The 18,663-nt window shown below is 70.6% G+C and carries 20 protein-coding genes; 2 read left to right on the forward strand and 18 right to left on the reverse strand.

Features of this window, described 5'->3' with window-relative positions; genetic code table 11:
• Nucleotides 1-15 precede the first annotated feature (15 nt).
• The 10 genes from ACYVIP_RS13380 to ACYVIP_RS13425 all read right to left on the reverse strand — a co-directional run bounded on the left by ACYVIP_RS13380 (nucleotide 16) and on the right by ACYVIP_RS13425 (nucleotide 7,737).
• The gene (locus ACYVIP_RS13380) at nucleotides 16-909 is read right to left on the reverse strand and encodes a F0F1 ATP synthase subunit delta (protein WP_460395816.1); all 894 of its coding nucleotides are present in this window, start codon (nucleotides 907-909) and stop codon (nucleotides 16-18) included.
• Between the two features lie 9 nt (nucleotides 910-918).
• Entirely contained in the window at nucleotides 919-1,467 is a 549-nt protein-coding gene (locus tag ACYVIP_RS13385; protein WP_460395818.1) for a F0F1 ATP synthase subunit B, read from the reverse strand.
• Nucleotides 1,468-1,495: 28 nt separating this feature from the next.
• Nucleotides 1,496-1,744, reverse strand: coding sequence for an ATP synthase subunit c family protein (locus ACYVIP_RS13390; RefSeq protein WP_460395820.1), 249 nt, complete (start codon nucleotides 1,742-1,744; stop codon nucleotides 1,496-1,498).
• 85 nt (nucleotides 1,745-1,829) lie between these two features.
• Entirely contained in the window at nucleotides 1,830-2,612 is a 783-nt protein-coding gene (atpB, locus tag ACYVIP_RS13395) for a F0F1 ATP synthase subunit A (RefSeq protein ID WP_460395822.1), read from the reverse strand.
• A gap of 242 nt (nucleotides 2,613-2,854) precedes the next feature.
• Nucleotides 2,855-3,337 carry a hypothetical protein gene (locus ACYVIP_RS13400; protein ID WP_460395824.1) on the reverse strand — a complete coding sequence of 161 codons (483 nt, stop codon included), beginning with the start codon at nucleotides 3,335-3,337 and terminating at the stop codon, nucleotides 2,855-2,857.
• On the reverse strand, nucleotides 3,334-4,479 hold the full coding sequence (locus tag ACYVIP_RS13405) for a glycosyltransferase family 4 protein (protein ID WP_460395826.1): 1,146 nt from the start codon (nucleotides 4,477-4,479) through the stop codon (nucleotides 3,334-3,336). The genes ACYVIP_RS13400 and ACYVIP_RS13405 overlap by 4 nt, the downstream gene beginning before the upstream one ends.
• A complete protein-coding gene (locus ACYVIP_RS13410) occupies nucleotides 4,476-5,753 on the reverse strand; it encodes a serine hydroxymethyltransferase (protein WP_460395828.1) in 1,278 nt (425 codons plus the stop codon). The genes ACYVIP_RS13405 and ACYVIP_RS13410 overlap by 4 nt, the downstream gene beginning before the upstream one ends.
• A gap of 33 nt (nucleotides 5,754-5,786) precedes the next feature.
• The gene (locus ACYVIP_RS13415; RefSeq protein ID WP_460395830.1) at nucleotides 5,787-6,254 is read right to left on the reverse strand and encodes a GNAT family N-acetyltransferase; all 468 of its coding nucleotides are present in this window, start codon (nucleotides 6,252-6,254) and stop codon (nucleotides 5,787-5,789) included.
• A complete protein-coding gene (locus ACYVIP_RS13420; protein WP_460395833.1) occupies nucleotides 6,254-6,904 on the reverse strand; it encodes an L-threonylcarbamoyladenylate synthase in 651 nt (216 codons plus the stop codon). Before ACYVIP_RS13420 ends, ACYVIP_RS13415 begins: the two co-directional genes overlap by 1 nt.
• A gap of 11 nt (nucleotides 6,905-6,915) precedes the next feature.
• Nucleotides 6,916-7,737 (reverse strand): hypothetical protein, encoded by an 822-nt coding sequence (locus ACYVIP_RS13425; RefSeq protein ID WP_460395835.1) that lies wholly within the window; start codon nucleotides 7,735-7,737, stop codon nucleotides 6,916-6,918.
• A gap of 65 nt (nucleotides 7,738-7,802) precedes the next feature.
• Between ACYVIP_RS13425 and ACYVIP_RS13430 the strand changes: the two genes are divergently transcribed.
• Nucleotides 7,803-8,468, forward strand: coding sequence for a hypothetical protein (locus ACYVIP_RS13430; protein ID WP_460395837.1), 666 nt, complete (start codon nucleotides 7,803-7,805; stop codon nucleotides 8,466-8,468).
• Between the two features lie 82 nt (nucleotides 8,469-8,550).
• Here the strand turns inward: ACYVIP_RS13430 and prmC are convergent, their stop codons facing one another.
• The 3 genes from prmC to rpmE all read right to left on the reverse strand — a co-directional run bounded on the left by prmC (nucleotide 8,551) and on the right by rpmE (nucleotide 10,823).
• Entirely contained in the window at nucleotides 8,551-9,411 is an 861-nt protein-coding gene (gene prmC / locus ACYVIP_RS13435) for a peptide chain release factor N(5)-glutamine methyltransferase (RefSeq protein WP_460395839.1), read from the reverse strand.
• Nucleotides 9,412-9,448: 37 nt separating this feature from the next.
• Nucleotides 9,449-10,522 (reverse strand): peptide chain release factor 1, encoded by a 1,074-nt coding sequence (prfA, locus tag ACYVIP_RS13440; protein WP_460395841.1) that lies wholly within the window; start codon nucleotides 10,520-10,522, stop codon nucleotides 9,449-9,451.
• 82 nt (nucleotides 10,523-10,604) lie between these two features.
• Nucleotides 10,605-10,823 (reverse strand): 50S ribosomal protein L31, encoded by a 219-nt coding sequence (rpmE, locus tag ACYVIP_RS13445; protein WP_460395844.1) that lies wholly within the window; start codon nucleotides 10,821-10,823, stop codon nucleotides 10,605-10,607.
• A 263-nt stretch (nucleotides 10,824-11,086) separates the two neighbouring features.
• Between rpmE and ACYVIP_RS13450 the strand changes: the two genes are divergently transcribed.
• Nucleotides 11,087-11,455, forward strand: a complete 369-nt coding sequence (locus tag ACYVIP_RS13450; protein WP_460395846.1) for a hypothetical protein — start codon at nucleotides 11,087-11,089, stop codon at nucleotides 11,453-11,455.
• A gap of 81 nt (nucleotides 11,456-11,536) precedes the next feature.
• Here ACYVIP_RS13450 and rho read toward each other — a convergent pair whose 3' ends face one another.
• The 5 genes from rho to lysA form a co-directional block, all read right to left on the reverse strand.
• Nucleotides 11,537-13,582 carry a transcription termination factor Rho gene (gene rho / locus ACYVIP_RS13455; RefSeq protein ID WP_460395848.1) on the reverse strand — a complete coding sequence of 682 codons (2,046 nt, stop codon included), beginning with the start codon at nucleotides 13,580-13,582 and terminating at the stop codon, nucleotides 11,537-11,539.
• A 394-nt stretch (nucleotides 13,583-13,976) separates the two neighbouring features.
• Entirely contained in the window at nucleotides 13,977-14,861 is an 885-nt protein-coding gene (thrB, locus tag ACYVIP_RS13460; RefSeq protein WP_460395850.1) for a homoserine kinase, read from the reverse strand.
• Entirely contained in the window at nucleotides 14,858-15,934 is a 1,077-nt protein-coding gene (gene thrC, locus ACYVIP_RS13465) for a threonine synthase (protein WP_460395852.1), read from the reverse strand. Before thrC ends, thrB begins: the two co-directional genes overlap by 4 nt.
• Complete coding sequence (locus tag ACYVIP_RS13470) at nucleotides 15,931-17,226, reverse strand: homoserine dehydrogenase (RefSeq protein ID WP_460395854.1); 1,296 nt, start codon at nucleotides 17,224-17,226, stop codon at nucleotides 15,931-15,933. Before ACYVIP_RS13470 ends, thrC begins: the two co-directional genes overlap by 4 nt.
• The gene (lysA, locus tag ACYVIP_RS13475) at nucleotides 17,223-18,659 is read right to left on the reverse strand and encodes a diaminopimelate decarboxylase (protein WP_460395856.1); all 1,437 of its coding nucleotides are present in this window, start codon (nucleotides 18,657-18,659) and stop codon (nucleotides 17,223-17,225) included. Before lysA ends, ACYVIP_RS13470 begins: the two co-directional genes overlap by 4 nt.
• Nucleotides 18,660-18,663 lie beyond the last annotated feature (4 nt).

An 18,663-nucleotide genomic window follows, 5' to 3' on the forward strand; every position in this document is an offset into this window, starting at 1 on the left:
GGGGTCCAATGCCGCTCAACCGGCCAGGCGCCGACGCAGCTCGTCGATCCGGCCGATGGCGCTGCCGTCGATGACCTCGTCACCGACCTTGACGACCAGGCCGCCCTGAATCCTCGGGTCGACCTCGACGTGCAGCGCGATCGGTCGCGCGTAGATCCGGTCCAGCGCCGCGGCCAGCCGGTCCTGCTGCTGGCTGCTCAGCGGGCCGGCGGAGACCACGTAGGCCACCGACCGTTCCCGCCGCTTGGCCGCCTCCGCGGCCAGCTCGGCGAGCCCGACGACCAGCGCCCTGCCCTGCGGCGCGACCACCAGCTGCTCGACCAGCGCGACGGTGACCGACTCCGACTTGTCGGCGATCAGCGACGCCACCAGCGCCGCCTTGGCCGAGTTCGGCGCTGACCGGTCGGTCAGTGCCTGCTCCAGCCTGCTGTCACCAGCCACGATACGGCCGAACCGGAACAGCTCGTCCTCCACCGCGTCCAGCCTGCCGTCGCGCTCGGCCCGCACCAGCAGCGCGGTCCGACCGAGGTGGTCGATCCCGTCGACCAGCTCACGCGGCGTCGACCACCGTTCCCGCACGGCGGCGGCGAGCACCCGCAGTGCCTGGTCGCTGACCTTGCCGGACAGCAGACCGGACAGCAGCTGCTCGCGACGCTCCGGGGAGGCCGACGAGTCGCCGATGGCCCGGCGCAGGCCGACCTCGGCGTCCAGCAGCCGAACGACCGCGAACAGCTCGTCGCCGAGCTGGTCGGCGCCCGCGGCCGCGGCCGTGGCCTTGGTGGACCGCGACCGGGTGGCCGGCTTGGCTTTCGCCGTGCCCGATGCCGTACCCGATGCCGTGCCGAGCACGTCGAGCAGCGTGAGCTCGGCTGCGGCCAGGGCGTCGCGACTAGCGGCGTGGAATGTCATCAGCGGGTCCTAGTTCTTGGCGGCGGGCGCCGACACCGCGTCGAGGTCGTCGAGGAACCGGTCGACCGTGCCGCTGCGCCGCGCGTCGTCCTCGAGGGACTCGCCGACGATCCGGCTGGCCAGCTCGACCGCGGTCCGGCCGAGGTCGGCCCGCAGCTCGGCGACGATCTGCGCACGCTGGGCCTCCAGCTGTGCCTGGCCCTGAGCCACGATGCGCGCGGCCTCGTCCTGGGCCTGCACCCGCAGCTCTTCCTTGATCTGCTCGGCTTCCAGCCGGGCGTCGTCGCGGATGCGTGCCGACTCGGCACGGGCCTCGGCCAGCTGCGCGGTGTAGGTCTGCAGTGCCTTCTCGGCCTCGGCCTGAGCGAGTTCGGCCTTCTTGATGCCGCCCTCGATCTTCTCCGCCCGCTCCTTGTACGCGGCCTCGAAGCGCGGCACCGCGAACTTCCACAGCACGAACAACAGGAGCAGGAACGCGATGAGACCGAGGATGAGCTCGGAAGTGTGCGGCAGAACCGGATTCGGCTCGTCGGCGGCCAGCACGATGGTGTTCAACATGGCGTCTCCTTACCCAGCGCGGCGAAGGTCAGGCGGCGTAGGCGATGAAGAAGAGCACCAGACCGATCAGGGCCAGCACCTCGGTCAGCACGAAGGTGGTCCAGGCGATGTTCATCAGCTTGCCCTGGGCCTCCGGCTGCCGGGCGGTGCCGTTGATGACGGCGGCCCAGATGATGCCAACACCGATGCCGGGGCCGATCGCGCCGAGGCCGTAGCCGATGAGCGCCAGGCCCGGGTTGAGGTTGACCGGATCCTGGGCAAGAAGGATGTTGCTCACGTGTTTCCCTTTCAAACTCGGTCCGCGCCAGTGCGTGGATCGGGTGTGTGTCTGTTGTTTTCCCGGTGTTCGGCAGGTGTTCGGCTCAGTGGTCCGAGGACATCGCCTGTCCGATGTAGTTGGCGGACAGCAACGCGAAGATATAGGCCTGGATCACCATGATCAGTGCCTCGACGAACGTCATCGCGATGTTGAAGGCGAAGGCCACCACCGAGACGCCCTTGAGTGCGCCAGCGCCCTCGATCAGCAGGAACTCGCCGGCGATGGCGAACACCATGAGAATGAGGTGTCCGGCGAACATCGCCGCGAAAACTCGGATCGCCAGCGTGATCGGGTTCATGATGAACTTCGTGAACAGCTCGATCGGCGTGAGCAGCAGGTAGATGGGCTTCGGCACGTTGGGCGGGAACAGCTGGTGCTTGAAGTACCCGATGAACCCGTGTCGGCGGAACCCCGCCCCGTGGTAAACGGGGTAGACGACCAGGATCGACAACGCCAGTGGGAACCCGATGTGGGAGAACGACGGGAACTGGATGACCGGGATGAGCCCGAAGATGTTGTTCACCAACACAAAGGTGAACAACGCGAGAACAAGCGGCACGAAGGGCAGGAAGTCCTTCGACCCGATCTGTTCGCGCGCGATGTTGTTTCGGCCGAAGTCGTAGACCGACTCGGCGAAGTACTGGAACTTACCCGGCACGACCTGCAACCGGCGGGATGCCAGGAGGAAGAACGCCGAGATGATGATGACCGACAGGACGATCAGCACCATCGGCTTCGTTACCGAGCCGAAAATGGGCGGCAGGAAGAAATCACCCGCGCCAGGGGGAACGAACTCGCCACCCTCTGCTAGCCACAGCGCCCGCAACTGGGCTCCTTCCGGTTCTCCCGGCCGGCAGATATCCCGCCGGGGGAATCGTCACGATCAGGACTTAACGTACCTCAGCGACCCTGGGCATCTGACAGCGGCACCCCTGCCTCCCAGGGGTGCCCCAAGTGCCCTGCCGCGCACCATATCAGCCACTCTCGGGCTAGAAGGACGCGCGTACTACTTGGCGTGCACATCACACCTGCCAGCACCGATCGCCGGCCGGTGATCCAGTTGAAGATCTACTGCTGGTCGCTGTCCATGATCAGCGTGGGGATCTTGGTGCGCCGGAAGGCGATCATGTCCATCGCCGCCCAGACCACCACCACCGCGAGCATGGTGAACGCCAACGACTCGGTGTGCAGGAAGCCGACGTTGCCCAACAGCAACATCACCACCAGCAGCACGAGCATCTTGCCGATGAACCCGCCGAGGGCGGCACCCATCACCATCATCGGGTTGAACGCGGCGGTCCGTCTCATCAGCCACAGCGTGGCGAACGATGAGGCGAACGCCACTATGCCGCCGACGAGCGCGCCGAGTGAACCCTCGACCCCCGCCACCAGCGTGCCGACCGTGATACCCGCCACCACGACCGCGATCGCCGGCCACATCGCGTAGCGCAGCATGGCATCGGCGAGCTTGTGTACCGACTCGGCGTGGCTGCGCGGCATGTCCGCGAGCAGGCCGAGTCCCAGCTCTTCGTTATCCGTCTTCTCAGTCATCGCTGCCTCAGTCTAGGTACGGCCGAAACGATCAATGCGATCAGGAGGCCGAAACCCATCACCCAGACCACCGCGAACGCGTCGAACAGGGTCATCGCGACCGTGCCGAAGGCCAGTACCGCGGCCCACAGGTAGATCAGCAGCACCGCGCGTCGCTGGGAGTGACCGAGCTCCAACAACCGGTGGTGCAGGTGCATCTTGTCGGCGTGGAACGGGCTCAGGCCCTTGCGGGTCCGCCGCACGACCGCCATCAGCAGGTCCAGCAGCGGCACGAACAGCACCGCGGCGACCACCAGCAACGGGGACAGCAGCGCGATCGTCTCGGTGCCGTCCGGGGCGACCACCCGCCCCGAGGCCGAGGTGCTCGCGGCGGCCATCATCAGGCCGATCAGCATCGAGCCGGAGTCGCCCATGAAGATCTTCGCCGGCTGGAAGTTGTGCGGCAGGAAGCCGAGACAGGCCCCGGCGAGCGTGGCCGCGATCATCGCCGGCGCGTAGTTGTTCACGTCGCCGCCGGACTCGTCCAGCAGGTGCAGGGAGAACGCGCAGGTCGCCGCCGCGGAGATGAAGCCGACCCCGGCGGCCAGCCCGTCGAGGCCGTCGACGAAGTTCATCGCGTTGACCATCGTGAGCACCAGCAGCACGGTCAGGATCGCGCCCTGGTTCTGGTCGAGGACCAGCATCGAGCCGACGCTGTCGTCGCCGCCCCACGGCACCCAGACGATGATCCACTGCAGGCCGAACAGCACCAGGATGCCCGCGCAGGTGGTCTGGCCGGCGAGCTTGGTCAGCGAGTCGAGCTCGAACCGGTCGTCCAGCATGCCGATCAGCACGATGACCCCGCCGCCGATCAGCACGGCGGTCGGGTCGTAGGTGTACTCGAAGCCGCGGCGCAACGCCGGAAGCTGGTGTGCCAGCAGCATTCCGCCGCAGACGCCGAGGTACATGGCCACGCCGCCGAGGCGCGGGATGGGCACGGTGTGCACGTCGCGCTGGCGTGGATGGGCGACCGCGCCCCAGCGGATGGCGAACCGCCGGATCAGCCCGGTGAACAGGAAGGTCAGCACCGCGGCGGTCAGGCCGACGAGCAGGTACTCCCGGATCGGGAGTCCCTCTGGTTGGAAGTCCTGCGCGAGGTTCATCGCGGATACGCGGGGTGAGCGGCGGTGAGTTGACGCACGTCCGCGAGCACGGCGGCGTGCTCGGCGTCCCCGCCCGCGGTGCCCGGCTCGGCGAGCACCGCGCGGCCGATGAGCCGCGCGGTCTCGGCCATCGCGGACTCGGTCATCCCCTGGGTGGTCACGCTCGGCGAGCCGACGCGGATGCCGGAGGCGATCGCGGGCGGCGCCGGGTCGAACGGGATGGTGTTCTTGTTCAACGTGATGCCGGCCGCGTCACAGCGCAGCTCGGCCTCCGCGCCGGTGACCCCGAGCGCGCGCACGTCCAGCAGCGCGAGGTGGGTGTCGGTGCCGCCGGACACCGCGCGCATGCCCTCGGCCTCCAGGCCACCGGCCAGCGCCGCGGCGTTGGCCACGACCTGGGTCGCGTAGTCGTGGAACTCCGGCGTCGCCGCCTCGCGCAGGGCGACGGCCTTCGCCGCGACCCCGTGCATCAGCGGACCGCCCTGGTTGAACGGGAACACGGCCTTGTCGATCGCCTTCGCGTGCTCGGCACGAGAGAGAATCATGCCGCCACGGGGACCGCGCAGCACCTTGTGGGTGGAGAAGGTGACCACGTCGGCGAACGGCACCGGCGAGGGGATGACCTGGCCGGCGACCAGCCCGATGAAGTGCGCGGCGTCGACCATGAGGATCGCGCCGACCTCGTCGGCGATCGCGCGGAACGCGGCGAAGTCGATCAGCCTCGGGTACGCGGTGGCGCCGGCGATGATCATCCGGGGCAGGTGCGCGATGGCGAGGTCACGGACCTGGTCGTAGTCGATCAGCTCGGTGTCCGCGCGGACCCCGTAGGCGATCGGCTCGAACCAGCGGCCGGAGAAGTTGACCTTCGACCCGTGGGTGAGATGACCGCCCTGCTTGAGATCCATGGCCAACACCCGGTCGCCCGGCTCGCAGAACGCGGCGTAGGCGGCGAGGTTGGCGCTGGCCCCGGAGTGTGGCTGGAGGTTGGCGTGCGCGGCGCCGAACAGCTCCCGTGCCCTGGCGATGCCGATCTCCTCGGCCTGGTCCACCCGTGCGCAGCCACCGTAGTAGCGGCGGCCGGGATAGCCCTCGGCGTACTTGTTGGACAGCGTCGACCCGAGCGCGGCCAGGACGGCCGGGCTGGTCAGGTTCTCGCTCGCGATCAGTTGGAGGCCGCCTCTGAGCCGCTCGAGCTCTCCGAGTACGACGTCGGCGATCTCGGGATCCGTGCTGGCCAGGGCGTCGAAGTCCGGGCCCCAGAACGGCGTGTCCAAACGCGTTGCTTCTTCCACGAGGCTGCAGTGGCGTCAGGTTACCGCGCCCCCGCCGGCCTCCGATGTCGTGGTGACCGGGCGGCTCAGGAAGATCAACTCACCGAGCGCGGTGGCGACGGTGAAGCCGGCCGAGGCGTACAGGGTGCGCGCCCTGTCGTTGCCCGCCTTGACATCCAGCCAGATCTCGGTCGCGCCGGGGGTGCGCGCGGCGCGGTCGATCGCCGCGCGCAACAGCGCGCCGCCCAACCCCGCGCCCCGGTGCGCCCGCGCGATGACCAACCGGCGCAGCTCGATCTCCTGGCCGGCGAGCCCGGCGAGTACCAGGAACCCGACCGCACGGGCGTCGTGCACGGCGATGAGGTGTTCCTGGGCCGGGTCGGACAGCGCGCGCCGGTGCCAGGCCGGACCGGTGTCGCCGAGCCAGCACGCGGTGTCCCGGTCGGCCTCCCACGCGGTCACCGCCGCGAGATCGGCGGGGACCGTCGGACGCAGGGACACCATCAGGACGGGCTGCGCACCTCGGTGCCGACCACCTCGGCGACGGCCTCGACGCTGACCGCGCCCTCGCGCAGCACCACCGGCTCACCGCTGGTCAGGTCGACGATGGTGGAGGGCACCGGTTCGCCGGAGGGCCCACCGTCCAGGTACACCGCCACCGAGTCGCCGAGCTGGTCGCGGGCCTCGCCCGCGTTCGCGGCGGGTGGCTGGCCGGAGCGGTTCGCGCTGGAGACCGCCATCGGGCCGACGTCGCGCAGCAGCTCGATCGCCACCGGGTGCAGCGGCATGCGCAGCATCACCGTGCCGCCGCTGCGGCCGAGGTCCCAGGCAAGGGAGGGCGCGTGTGGCAGCACGATCGACAGGTCGCCCGGCCAGAACGCCTCGATCAGCTGCCTGGCCTGTTTGGGCACCGACAGCACCAGGCCGTCGATGGTCGACCACGAGCCGACCAGCACGCCGACCGGCATGTCCGGGCCGCGGTTCTTCGCCGCCAGCAGCGACTGGACCGCGGACGAGGAGAACGCGTCCGCACCGATGCCGTAGACCGTGTCGGTCGGCAGCACCACCAGACGCCCGGCGCGCACCGCACTGGCGGCCGCGGCTAGACCGTCCGCGCGATCCTGTTCGACCGCGCAGTCGTACACGACACTCACGGGGTCAGACCCTATACGCCCGGCTTGGTGATGTGCGGGGCCATCTCGCTCGCGCGTCGGCGCCAGGTCTGGCGGCGGAAGCGGAACACGATCGCGAACAGCAGTCCGGCGCCGGCCACGATGCCGATGAGCACCAGTATCGGGTTGGCCATCAGCCCGCCGGCGACCACCGTGATCAGCCCGAGGGCCACGGTCAGGATGGCCAGGCTGACCGCGATGCCCTCCGGCGACCAGGTCCAGCGGCGGCCGAGGGCGACCTCGCGCAGCAGCGCCTCGGCGCCGCGGTCGAGCTCATCGTCGGCCACCCGCAGCGACAGGATGCGCTCGGCGGCCTGCTCGCAGATCAGCAGCTGCTGTTCGCTCGTGATGACCAGCGTGTCGTCCCCGGTGCGCGCCCGGCACTGTTCGGCGACCGAGAACCAGGCGCTCGCCAGGTAGTAGCGCAGGGTCGGCTCGGCCGGCCGGTCGGCGACCAGGTTCTCCAGGTCGGCGACCGCGGCCGCGGCGCGCCCCTCGCCGATCAGGACCTGGGTGCTGCCCAGGCGGGCCAGCAGCGCCGCCAGGCCGCCGGCGGGCAGCGCTCGCCGGTAGTGCTCGTCGGCCTCCCGCCACCGACCGCGAGCGAGCAGCACATCACCCAAACCGATGTGATCGAGCGGATCGTCCCGCCGGCTGGTGGCTTCGGTGTACTCGTCGAACGCGGTGTCGAGCTTGCCGGCCAACAGCGCGGACCTGGCCAAATCGGCATGCTGACGCCCCGCCGGGTCCCCACCCGGAAGGTCGTCCGGCACCAGCCGCCATTTGACGATCACGTCCTGCCACGCCCGAAGCATTGGATCACCCCGGCGGGCACGTTACTCTCGGTAGACCCGTGTCGGGGGGTGTCGAGGTGAAGAACGTGCCGAGCTTGCGATCGCTGAGCTCGAGGTGGCTCGCGGTCTCCTGTGCCGCGCTCTACCTCGTGGTGAGTGCGGTGATCGGGGTCGCGCTGCTGGCCACGCCGCAGCCGCAGCCGGCAGGCGTGGCCAACGGCAACGACCCGACCTCGGTCGCGGAACGGAACGCCGGGAACGGGAACGGCAACGCCACGGCGACCGTGACCACCACCATCACCACCACCCGGCCGCCGCCGAACGGGTTCCAGCGGGTGACCGGGCCAGAGCTGGTGCAGACCGTGATCCCCCTCGGCTGGAAGGTGGCGCGTGGCGGCGCCCCGGGCGCGATGCGCGCGACCGACCCGGCCGACAGTGGCCGGTTCGTCGGCTACGGCGGCGCTCCGGCGGCGGCCGAGGACATCGCGGCGACGCACGCGACCAACGAGACGAAGTTCGCCGAGCGCACCGACGACTACGAGCGCATCGACATGAACCGGGCGACCTATGCCGGACACCCGGCGGTCGAGTGGGAGTACGAGCACGACGACGGCAGCGGCCGCCAGCACGTACGCGCGCTGTTCTGGCAGGTGGACGGCGTGGAGTACTTCATCTTCGCCTCCGGCCCCGACCCCCAGTGGCACCGGATGAAGCCCGTCTACGACCAGATGGTCGCCAACTCCCGTCCCTGATCCCACCCGCAGCGAAGGGTCCCTTGACTGCGTCCCCCGCAGCGAAGGAGCCCTTCGCTGCGGGCCGGGGGGCGGGGGGCGGTTAGGTGTGGCGGGCGGTGATGAAGCGGGGGCGGGCGGTCAGGTCGGTGTGCGGGGTGATGTCGGTCAGCACGCGGCGGGTGGCGAGCAGGTCGAGTACCTCGGCCTGGTGGGAGTCGTCGTGTTCCATGGCGAACCAGCCGCCCGGCCGCAGCAGGCGCGCGGCCGCGCGCACCACGTGCGGGATCACCGACAGCCCGTCCGCGCCGCCGAACACCGCGCCGAACGGGTCGTGCTCGGCCACCTCCGGCGGCACCTCGGTGCCCAGCGGCACGTAGGGCGGGTTGCAGACCAGCAGGTCGACCTGGCCGTCCAGGTCGGCCAGCAGCCCGGGGTCGGCCACGTCGCCGGCGTGCAGCACGACCGGCGCGCCGGTGCTCGCCCGCAGGTCCACGTTGCGTCTGGCCCAGGCCAGCGCGGAGGAGTCCAGCTCGACGCCGTGCACGGTCGCGTCCGGCCGGGCGGCCGCGATGGCCAGGGCGAGCGCGCCGGAGCCGGTGCACAGGTCGACGACCAGCGGCTCGGCGACCGCGCGCAGCGCGCCGACCCCCCACTCGAACAGCAGCTCGGTCTCCGGCCTCGGCACGAACACGCCGTGCCCGACCTCGACGGTGACCGGGCCGAACCCCGCCCAGCCGAGCAGGTGTTGCAACGGCACGCGTTTGGCCCGCTCGGTGACCAGCCGGCCGATCGCCTCGACCACCTGCCGGTCCACCAGCGGCACCAGCACCAGCTTGCCGCGCTCGGTGCCGAGCACGTGCGCGGCGATCAGCTCGGCGTCCACCCGGGGCGACGCGACCCCGGCGCCGGCGAGGATGCGCTCGGCCTCCATCACGGCGAGCCGAAGCGGCTGTCGGGTCATCGGCTCACGATCGCACACCCCGGCCTCGGCGACCCGCTCAACCGGACTGGCTGGCGGCCAGGCGCTCCTCGCGGTCGGCGACCCCGAGCGCGTCCAACACCCCGTCCAGGTCGCCGTTCATCACCTGGTCGAGGTTGTAGGCCTTGTAGTTCACCCGGTGGTCGGAGATCCGGTTCTCCGGGAAGTTGTAGGTCCGCACCCGCTCCGACCGGTCAACGGTCCGCACCTGGCTGCGCCGGTTGTCCGAGGCCTGTTTGGCCGCCTCCTCCTCGGCGGCGGCCACCAGCCGCGCCCGCAGCACCTGCAGCGCGCGGGTCTTGTTCTGCAGCTGGGAGCGCTCGTTCTGGCAGGACACCACGATCCCGGTCGGCAGGTGGGTGATCCGCACCGCGGAGTCGGTGGTGTTGACGCTCTGCCCGCCCTTGCCAGACGACCGGAACACGTCGATCCGCAGGTCCTTCTCGTCGATCTCGACCTCGACGTCCTCGACGTCCGGGTACACCAGCACGCCGGCGGCCGAGGTGTGGATGCGGCCCTGGGACTCGGTCACCGGGACCCGCTGCACGCGGTGCACGCCGCCCTCGAACTTCAGCCGGGACCACACGCCGTCCGCGGTCGGCACCTTGCTCTTGATCGCGACCGTGACGTCCTTGAACCCGCCGAGCTCGGTGTCGGTGCCGTCGAGCACCTCGGCCTGCCAGCCGTGCCGTTCGGCGTAGCGCAGGTACATCCGCAGCAGGTCGCCGGCGAACAGCGCCGACTCGTCGCCGCCCTCCCCCGACTTGATCTCCAGCAGCAGGTCCGAGCCGTCGTGGGGGTCGCGCGGCAACAGCAGCTCGGTGAGCTTGGCCTCCAGCGCGGGGATCCGCTCGGCGAGCGCGTCGGCCTCGGCGGCGAACGTCGCGTCCTCGGCGGCCAGCTCCCTGGCCGCGGCGAGGTCACCGCGCGCGGTCTCCAGCTCGCGCAACGTCTTGACCGTCGGCGTCAGCTGGGCGTAGCGGCGGCCGAGCCGGCGGGCCCGGTTCTGGTCACCGTGTACCGAGGGATCCGACAGCGCCTGCTCGAGCTCGCCGTACTCGGTCAACAGTTCCTTGAGTGACGTCGAGTCCACGAGCGACCTCCTTGCACGGCAGAAGAACCACGGCATGAAAACGGCGCCCACCCGAGCATGCGGGTGGGCGCCGTGCGCGAAGCTACTTGTTCTTCTGCCGCTTGCCGTAGCGGGCCTCGAAGCGGGCGACCCGGCCGCCGGTGTCGAGGATCTTCTGCTTGCCCGTGTAGAACGGGTGGCAGTTCGAGCAGACCTCCACGTGGATGCTGCCCGACTTCTTGGTGCTGCGCGTGGTGAACGTGTTCCCACAGCCGCAGACGACCTCGGTCACGACGTACTCGGGATGAATTCCGGTCTTCACAGATCTTGCCCTTTCTCAATGGCCGCCGGGTCCCCGGAAGTGCTCGGGGTGAACCGGAGCCGGACTCGACCAGACAGTCTGCCAGATAGCCTGGCAATCTCGTTCAACGTCCCCCGATCAGGGGCTATTCCATAGCAGCCGGGCTGTGCGCCCGCATCCGGAACCGGACCGTTCGTCGCGCAACAAACACCACCCAGCGCAACCACTCCGGCGCTCACCGACGTCAGCCGACAGTGACGGTGGCCCGAGGACACACTTTTCCTGTGTCCGATCCGTTGGGCCAGCCGCTGTCCGTACAGGCGTGGTTGGCCGTTCCCGTGCTGTTCGCGGCCGCCGTCCTCGGCCTGGTCGCGATGCTCGGCATCCTCATCGACGCCGACTGGCAGGCGACGCTGTCCAGCGCGTTGTGGGGTGCCGCGGCCGCGGTGACCGCGCTCATCGACGTCCAGCCGGAGTCGTGGCCGGCCGGCTGCCGGTGGGCGCTGCGGATCGGTTACCCGGTGCTGGTGTTCGGCCTCGGCCTGTTGCTCGGCGGGGTCACCATCCCCACCCACACCGCAGTCGCGATCGGGCTGCCGGCACTCGGCGTGTTGGTGCTGTTGTGCCGGCAGGCCCGCTCACGACGTCGCTAGCGGTGGTCAACTGCCCTGAATGCCTCATTCGGGACGTTGAACGTCGCCAATGCCTCATTCAGGGCATTCGGGGGTCCCGTACTAGTCGTCGTTGACTGACGGGGTGTTCTTGGCCACCTGCATGAGGAACTCGATGTTGGTCCTGGTCTTGCGGAGCTGGGTGAGCAGCAGGTCGATGGCCTGCTGGTTGTCCAGCGCGTGCAACACCCGGCGCAGCTTCACGGTGACCGCGAGCTCGTCCGGCGAGAGCAGCAGCTCTTCCTTACGAGTACCCGAGGCGTCCACGTTGACCGCCGGGAACGTGCGCTTGTCGGCGATCTTGCGATCGAGGACGAGCTCGGCGTTGCCGGTGCCCTTGAACTCCTCGAAGATCACCGTGTCACCCGCGGAGCCGGTCTCCACCAGCGCGGTGGCGAAGATGGTCAGCGAGCCGCCGTCCTCGATGTTGCGCGCCGCGCCGAGGAACCGCTTCGGCGGGAACAGCGCGGTCGAGTCGACACCACCGGACAGGATTCGCCCGGAGGCCGGCGCGGCCAGGTTGTAGGCCCGGCCGAGACGGGTGATCGAGTCGAGCAGCACGACCACGTCGTGGCCCATCTCGACCAGTCGCTTGGCCCGCTCGATGGACAGCTCCGCGACCGTGGTGTGGTCTGACGGCGGGCGGTCGAAGGTGGAGGCGATGACCTCACCCTTCACCGACCGCTGCATGTCGGTGACCTCTTCCGGCCGCTCGTCCACGAGCACGACCATCAGGTAGCACTCGGGGTTGTTCGTGGTGATGGCGTTCGAGATCGCCTGCAGGACCGAGGTCTTACCGGCCTTGGGTGGCGAGACGATCAGCGCCCGCTGGCCCTTGCCGACCGGCATCACCAGGTCGATGACCCGGGTGGTCAGCAGGTGGGACTCGGTCTCCAGACGCAGCCGCTCGTTCGGGTACAGCGGCGTCAGCTTGGTGAACTCCGGCCGGTTCTTGGCCTGGTCGGGCTCGAGCCCGTTGATCGTCTCCACGCGCACCAGCGGGTTGAACTTCTGCCGCTGCTGCTCGCCCTCGCGGGGCTGGCGCACCATGCCGGTGATCGCGTCGCCCCGGCGCAGGCCGTACCTGCGCACGAGCGAGAGGGAGACGTAGACGTCGTTGGGCCCGGACAGGTAGCCCGAGGTGCGCACGAACGCGTAGTTCTCGAGCACGTCGAGCACGCCGGCCACCGGCAGCAGGACGTCGTCCTCGCGGACCTCGGTGTCCGGGCTCTCGCTCCGGCCGCCGCTGCCGCTGCTGGTGCCACCGCGCCTGCGGCGGTCCCGGAAACGCCGGCCGCGACGCCGGCCACCGTCGTCGTCGTCATCGTCGTCCGGACCGTTGTCCCGGTTGCGGTCCTGACCGCGCTCCTGATTGCGGTTCTGACCCCGGTCCTGGTTGCGGTCCTGGTTACGGTCGTTGCGGTCCTGGTTGCGGTCCCGGCCGCCACGGTCGTTACGCCCGTCGCTCTGCCGTTCACCGCTCTGCCGCTCACCGCCCTGACGGTCACCGCTCTGCCGGTCGCGACCCTGCTGCCGATCGCCGCCCTTGTCACCACGGTCGCCACGGTCTGCGCCACGGTCGGCGCCGCGGTCCTCGCGCCGGTCGGACTTGTCCGGCCGGTCGTCGGTCCGCACCTCGGCCTCCGGGCTGCCGGCCGCGCGGCCGGACCCACGGCGCCTGCGGCTGGTCGGCTCGCGGCGGTCGCCGTCCTCGCTGTCGGCCTCCTTGGCCGGCGCGGGCGGGGCGTCGGTCTTGGCCACCACCGGGGCAGCCGTCACCTCCGCCTTCGGCTCGGCCTTCTGCTTACGCTCCGCACCTTTGCTCTCCAGACCAAGCGGCAACGTGTCGGCCGTGGTCTCGGTCTTCGCGGGGGCGGAGCCACCGCCCTGCCGCTCCTTGATGGCGGCGATCAGGTCGCCCTTGCGCATCCCGGTCGTGCCGGTGATGCCCAACTGGCCGGCGAGTTCACGCAGTTCGGCGAGCACCATGCCGGAAAGGCCGGCGCGCCGTTTGGTCGTGCCCCCGTTTGCGCTGGTGCGCGGCGTCTGCGCCGCGTCGGCGACAGCTCCGTTGGCTGTTTCGCTACCCAGCAGATCAGTGTTGCTCACTCATGTCCTTCCTGACCAGGTCCCCGCCTCCACAGGAGGACCCGTGTACCAGCGGACCGCCGCTCGACGAGCTCGATACGGCGTATGCCCCGGCTGACTGGCCCTCGTCTCGATCATGGCTACCTGGCGATTCACCATTTGCGGACGATGACCGTCAACGCGAGCTATCTCGGTCACCACGGCTTTCGGTATCCGCCAGCGTCGACTTCGACCTCACGAGGCCGAGTCGGCATCTCAACGGATTGATGCGACCCGGAAAGATTTATCCGGGAACGACACCGGGCGCCCGTACGCGCGGTGACTGAACGCCCCTGAGGGTAGACGGCCCCGCATCCGCGTGCAACAACCGGGTGCACCGGCGTGGCTGATGACCAACAACTGGCTACAACCCCGGCTACCTGGAATTTGTTCCAGTCGACTGGACACGGACCCCACCTCGATCGACGGCAAGCTCACGCACGGCGAACTCCGAGGTGTCGACCTCCGGTGGCAGCCTGCCGTCCACGGTCGCGACGAACACCGTCGGCCCGGCGCCGGAAACCATTGCGGCGACTCCGTTGTCGCGAAGTTCACGCACTACTCGACTGGTGTTCGGCCAGGCCTTGGCCCGGTAGTCCTGGTGCAGCCGGTCAGCGGTCGCGGCCAGCAACAGGTCGGGCCGCTCGGTGAACGCGTGCACCGCGAGCGCGCCGCGCGCGACGGCGAACGCCGCGTCCCCGTGCGGCACCCGCGCCGGCAGCAGTCCCCTGGTGAGCGCGGTCGCGGACCGGTCGGCCGGCACCAACAGGATCGGCCGCAACCGCACGTGTGGCTCCAGGCGCACCGCGTGATACCGCTCCTGGTCGACCCAGGTCAGTGCCAGCCCGCCGGTGAGGCTGGCCGCCGCGTTGTCCGCGTGGCCCTCGAACGCGGCGGCCAGTTGCAGCGCCTCCTGGTCGAGCTGCTGGCCGGCCAGCGCGTACCCGGCGGCCACCCCCGCGACCACGGCCGAAGCCGACGAGCCGAGCCCTCGGGCATGCGGAATGGCGTTCACGCAGGTCAGCGCCACCCCGGGCAGGTCGAGCCCGAGGTGGTCCGCGGTGGCCCGCAGCGCGCGGACCAGCAGGTGCTTCTCGTCGACGACGAGGTCGGCGCCCTCACCGGTGATGGTGCCGGTCACGCCGCCGTCGGTGACCGTGACCTCGATCTCGTCGTAGAGCGCGAGCGCCAGGCCGAGCGCGTCGAAACCGGACCCCAGGTTGGCCGTCGAGGCCGGAACCGTGACCCGAATGGAACTCAACTCAACTCCAGCGCGGTGGCCACCGCCCCCGGGGAGACCGGCACCGGCTCGACCGGCGGCATGCCGGCCAGCGCGGTGTCCGGGTCCTTGAGGCCGTGTCCGGTGACCGTGCACACCGCGAGCGAGCCCGCCGGCAGCCGGCCGTCGCGGGCGGTCATCAGCAGGCCGGCGACGCTGACCGCCGATGCCGGCTCCACGAACACGCCCTCCCTGGCGGCGAGCAGCCGGTAGGCGTCGAGCAGGTGCTCGTCGGGCACCGCGTCGATCAGCCCGGCCGAGGCGTCCCGCGCGGCGATCGCGCCCGCCCAGGACGCCGGGTTGCCCACGCGGATCGCGGTGGCCACGGTGTCCGGGTCGCGCACCGGCTCGCCGATGACCAGCGGCGCGGCGCCGGCGGCCTGGAACCCGAACATCCTCGGCGTGCCGGCAACCACGCCCTCGGCGGCGTAGGCCGAGTAGCCCCGCCAGTAGGCGGTGATGTTGCCGGCGTTGCCGACCGGCAGCAGGTGCACGTCCGGCGCGCGGCCGAGCGCGTCACAGATCTCCCACGCCGCGGTCTGCTGGCCGATCAGCCGCACCGGGTTGACCGAGTTCACCAGCTCGACCGGGTACTCGGCGGCGGTCTTGCGGGCCAGTTCGAGGCAGTCGTCGAAGTTGCCGTCGATCTGCAGGATCCGCGCGCCGTGGGACACCGCCTGGGCCAGCTTGCCGAGCGCGATCTTGCCCCGGGGCACCAGCACCGCGCAGGTCAGCCCGGCGCGGGCGGCGTAGGCCGCGGCCGAGGCCGAGGTGTTGCCGGTGGACGCGCAGATCACCGCGGTGGCGCCGGTGGCCAGCGCGTGGCTGATGGCCACGGTCATGCCGCGGTCCTTGAACGACCCGGTCGGGTTGGCGCCCTCGATCTTCAGGTACACCTCGCAGCCGCACAGGTCGGACAGGTGTGGCGCCTCGAGCAGGGGCGTACCGCCTTCCTGCAGGGTCACCACCCGCGCGCCCTCTGGCAGGCTGATCCGGTCCGGGTAGGCGCGGATCACTCCGGGCCACGCCGGCCGCACCCCGGCCGATGCTGTCATGGTTCCTCTCCTTCGACCCGCATCACGCTGACCACGTCATGCACCGCTGGCAGTCCGCCGATCTTGTCCACTGTGGAGCGTAAGGCGTCGTCGGAGGCCGAGTGGGTGACGATCACCAGGCTCGCGTCCTCGGCCCTGCCCTGTTGGCGCACCGCGGCGATACTCACGTCGTGCTCGGCGAACACCGAGGCCACAGTGGACAGCACGCCCGCGCGGTCGGCGACGTCCAGGCTCACGTGGTAGCGAGTGTCCACTTGGGAGATCGGGCGGATCGGCAGCGCGGCGTAGGAGGACTCCCCCGGGCCACGCCCGCCGACGACCCGGTTGCGCGCGGCCGCGACGAGGTCGCCGAGCACCGCGCTCGCGGTCGGCGCGCCGCCCGCGCCCTGGCCGTAGAACATCAGCGAGCCGGCGGCGTCGGCCTCGACGAACACCGCGTTGTACGCGCCGCCGACACTGGCCAGCGGGTGACTGCGCGGGATCATCGCCGGGTGCACCCGGACCGCGACCGCCTCGACGCCGTCCCGGTCGACGCGTTCGCAGATCGCGAGCAGCTTGATCGTGCGGCCAAGCGTGCGCGCGGCGGCGATGTCGGCCGGGGTGACCGAGGTGATGCCCTCGCGGTACACGTCGGCGGCGGTGACCCTGGTGTGGAAGGCGATCGAGGCGAGGATGGCCGCCTTGGACGCCGCGTCGTAGCCCTCGACGTCGGCGGTCGGGTCGGCCTCCGCGTAGCCGAGCCGGGAGGCCTCGTCGAGGGTCTCCGCGTAGCCAGCACCCGAGGTGTCCATCGCGGACAGGATGTAGTTGGTGGTGCCGTTGACGATGCCCATCACGCGGGTGATCCGGTCGCCGGCCAGCGACTCGCGCAGCGGGCGCAGCAACGGGATCGCGCCGGCGACGGCCGCCTCGAAGTACAGGTCGGCACCGGAGGACGCGGCCGCGGCGAACAGCTCGGCCGCGTGTTCTGCCAGCAGCGCCTTGTTCGCGGTGACCACGGACTTGCCGTCGCGCAGGGCTTTCGTGAGCAGCGTGCGGGCGGGCTCGATGCCGCCGATCACCTCGACCACGACGTCCACATCGGACTCGACGAGCGCGGTGGCGTCGGTGGTGATCAGGTGTGCCGGGATCTCGGGGTGCCGGTTGGGTCGCCGGACCGCGACCCCGACCAGCTCGACCGCCCCGCCGATGCGCGCGGTGAGGTCACCCTCCTGCTCGGTCAGCAGCCGCACCACCTGGGCGCCGACGGTGCCGCACCCCAGCATGGCGACCCTGATACGTGGTTGAGTCATGGCACCTCCAACCGCAGCAGGTCCTCGATGGTCTCCCGGCGCAGCAACAGTCTGGTCTCGCCGTCGCGGACCGAGACCACCGCGGGCCTTGGCAGCCGGTTGTAGCTCGACGCCATGGCATAGCAGTACGCGCCGGTCGCGGCCACCGCGATCAGGTCGCCCGGCGCCAGGTTCTCCGGCAGCCAACAGTCCCGCACCACGACGTCGCCGGACTCGCAGTGCTTGCCGACCACCCTGGACAGCAGCGGCTCGCCGGCCCGCATGCCGTCGTCGGCGAACCGGGACACCAACCGGCAGTCGTACTCGGCGTCGTAGAGCGCGGTGCGGATGTTGTCGCTCATCCCACCGTCCACACTGACATACCGGCGCGCGGTGCCGTGCCCGAGCTCGACGTCCTTGATGGTGCCGACCTCGTACAGCGTCACCGTTCCGGGACCGACGATCGCCCGTCCCGGCTCGACCGCGACCCTGGGCACCGGCAGCGCGAACTGCTCGCACTCCTTGGCCACGATGTTGCGCAGCTGCTCGGCCAGCCAGGCCGGCGACGGCGGGTCGTCCAGCGCGGTGTAGGCGATCCCCAGCCCACCCCCGAGGTCCACAATGGACACATCGGCGAGCGCGTCCGCGCCGTGCTCGTCGCGCAGTGCCGCCAGCAGCGCGATGACCCGGTGGGCGGACAGCTCGAAGGCGTTGGCGTCGAAGATCTGCGAGCCGATGTGGCTGTGCAGGCCGATCAGCTTCAGCCCGGCAGAGCCGAGCACCCGGCGCACCGCCTCGGCCGCGTCCCCGCCGGCCAGCGAGAAACCGAACTTCTGGTCCTCGTGCGCGGTGGCGATGTACTCGTGGGTGTGGGCCTCCACGCCCACCGTGACCCGCACCAGCACCGGCTGCACGACGCCGTGGTCGCGGGCGATCCGGTCGAGCCGCACGATCTCGTGGAACGAGTCGAGCACCACCGCGCCCACCCCGGCGACCACCGCCTCGGCCAGCTCAGCGGGCGACTTGTTGTTGCCGTGCAAGGTGATCCGCTCCGGCGGGAAGTCCGCCCGCAGCGCGATGGCCAGCTCGCCGCCGCTGCACACATCCAGCGACAGACCCTCCTGGGCGACCCACTCGGCGATCCGCACGGACAGGAACGCCTTGGACGCGTAGTGCACCAGCGCCGGGTCGCCGAACGCCTCGGCGTGCTCGGCGCACCTTGCCCGGAAGTCGTCCTCGTCGACCACGAACAGCGGCGTGCCGTACGCCTCGGCGAGCTCGCGGACGTCCACGCCGGCCAGGCGCACCACGCCGTCCTCGCCCCGGCCGGCGTTGCGCGGCCACACCTCGGGCAGCAGCTCGTCCAGACCCTCCGTTGTGGACGGTCGGGGAATGGCGGGCCAACCGGGCGGCAGGACCTCCGCGTGCCGGGGTCCGGCCGGATGTGCTCTCATACCG

It is taken from the genome of Actinophytocola sediminis (assembly GCF_054779715.1).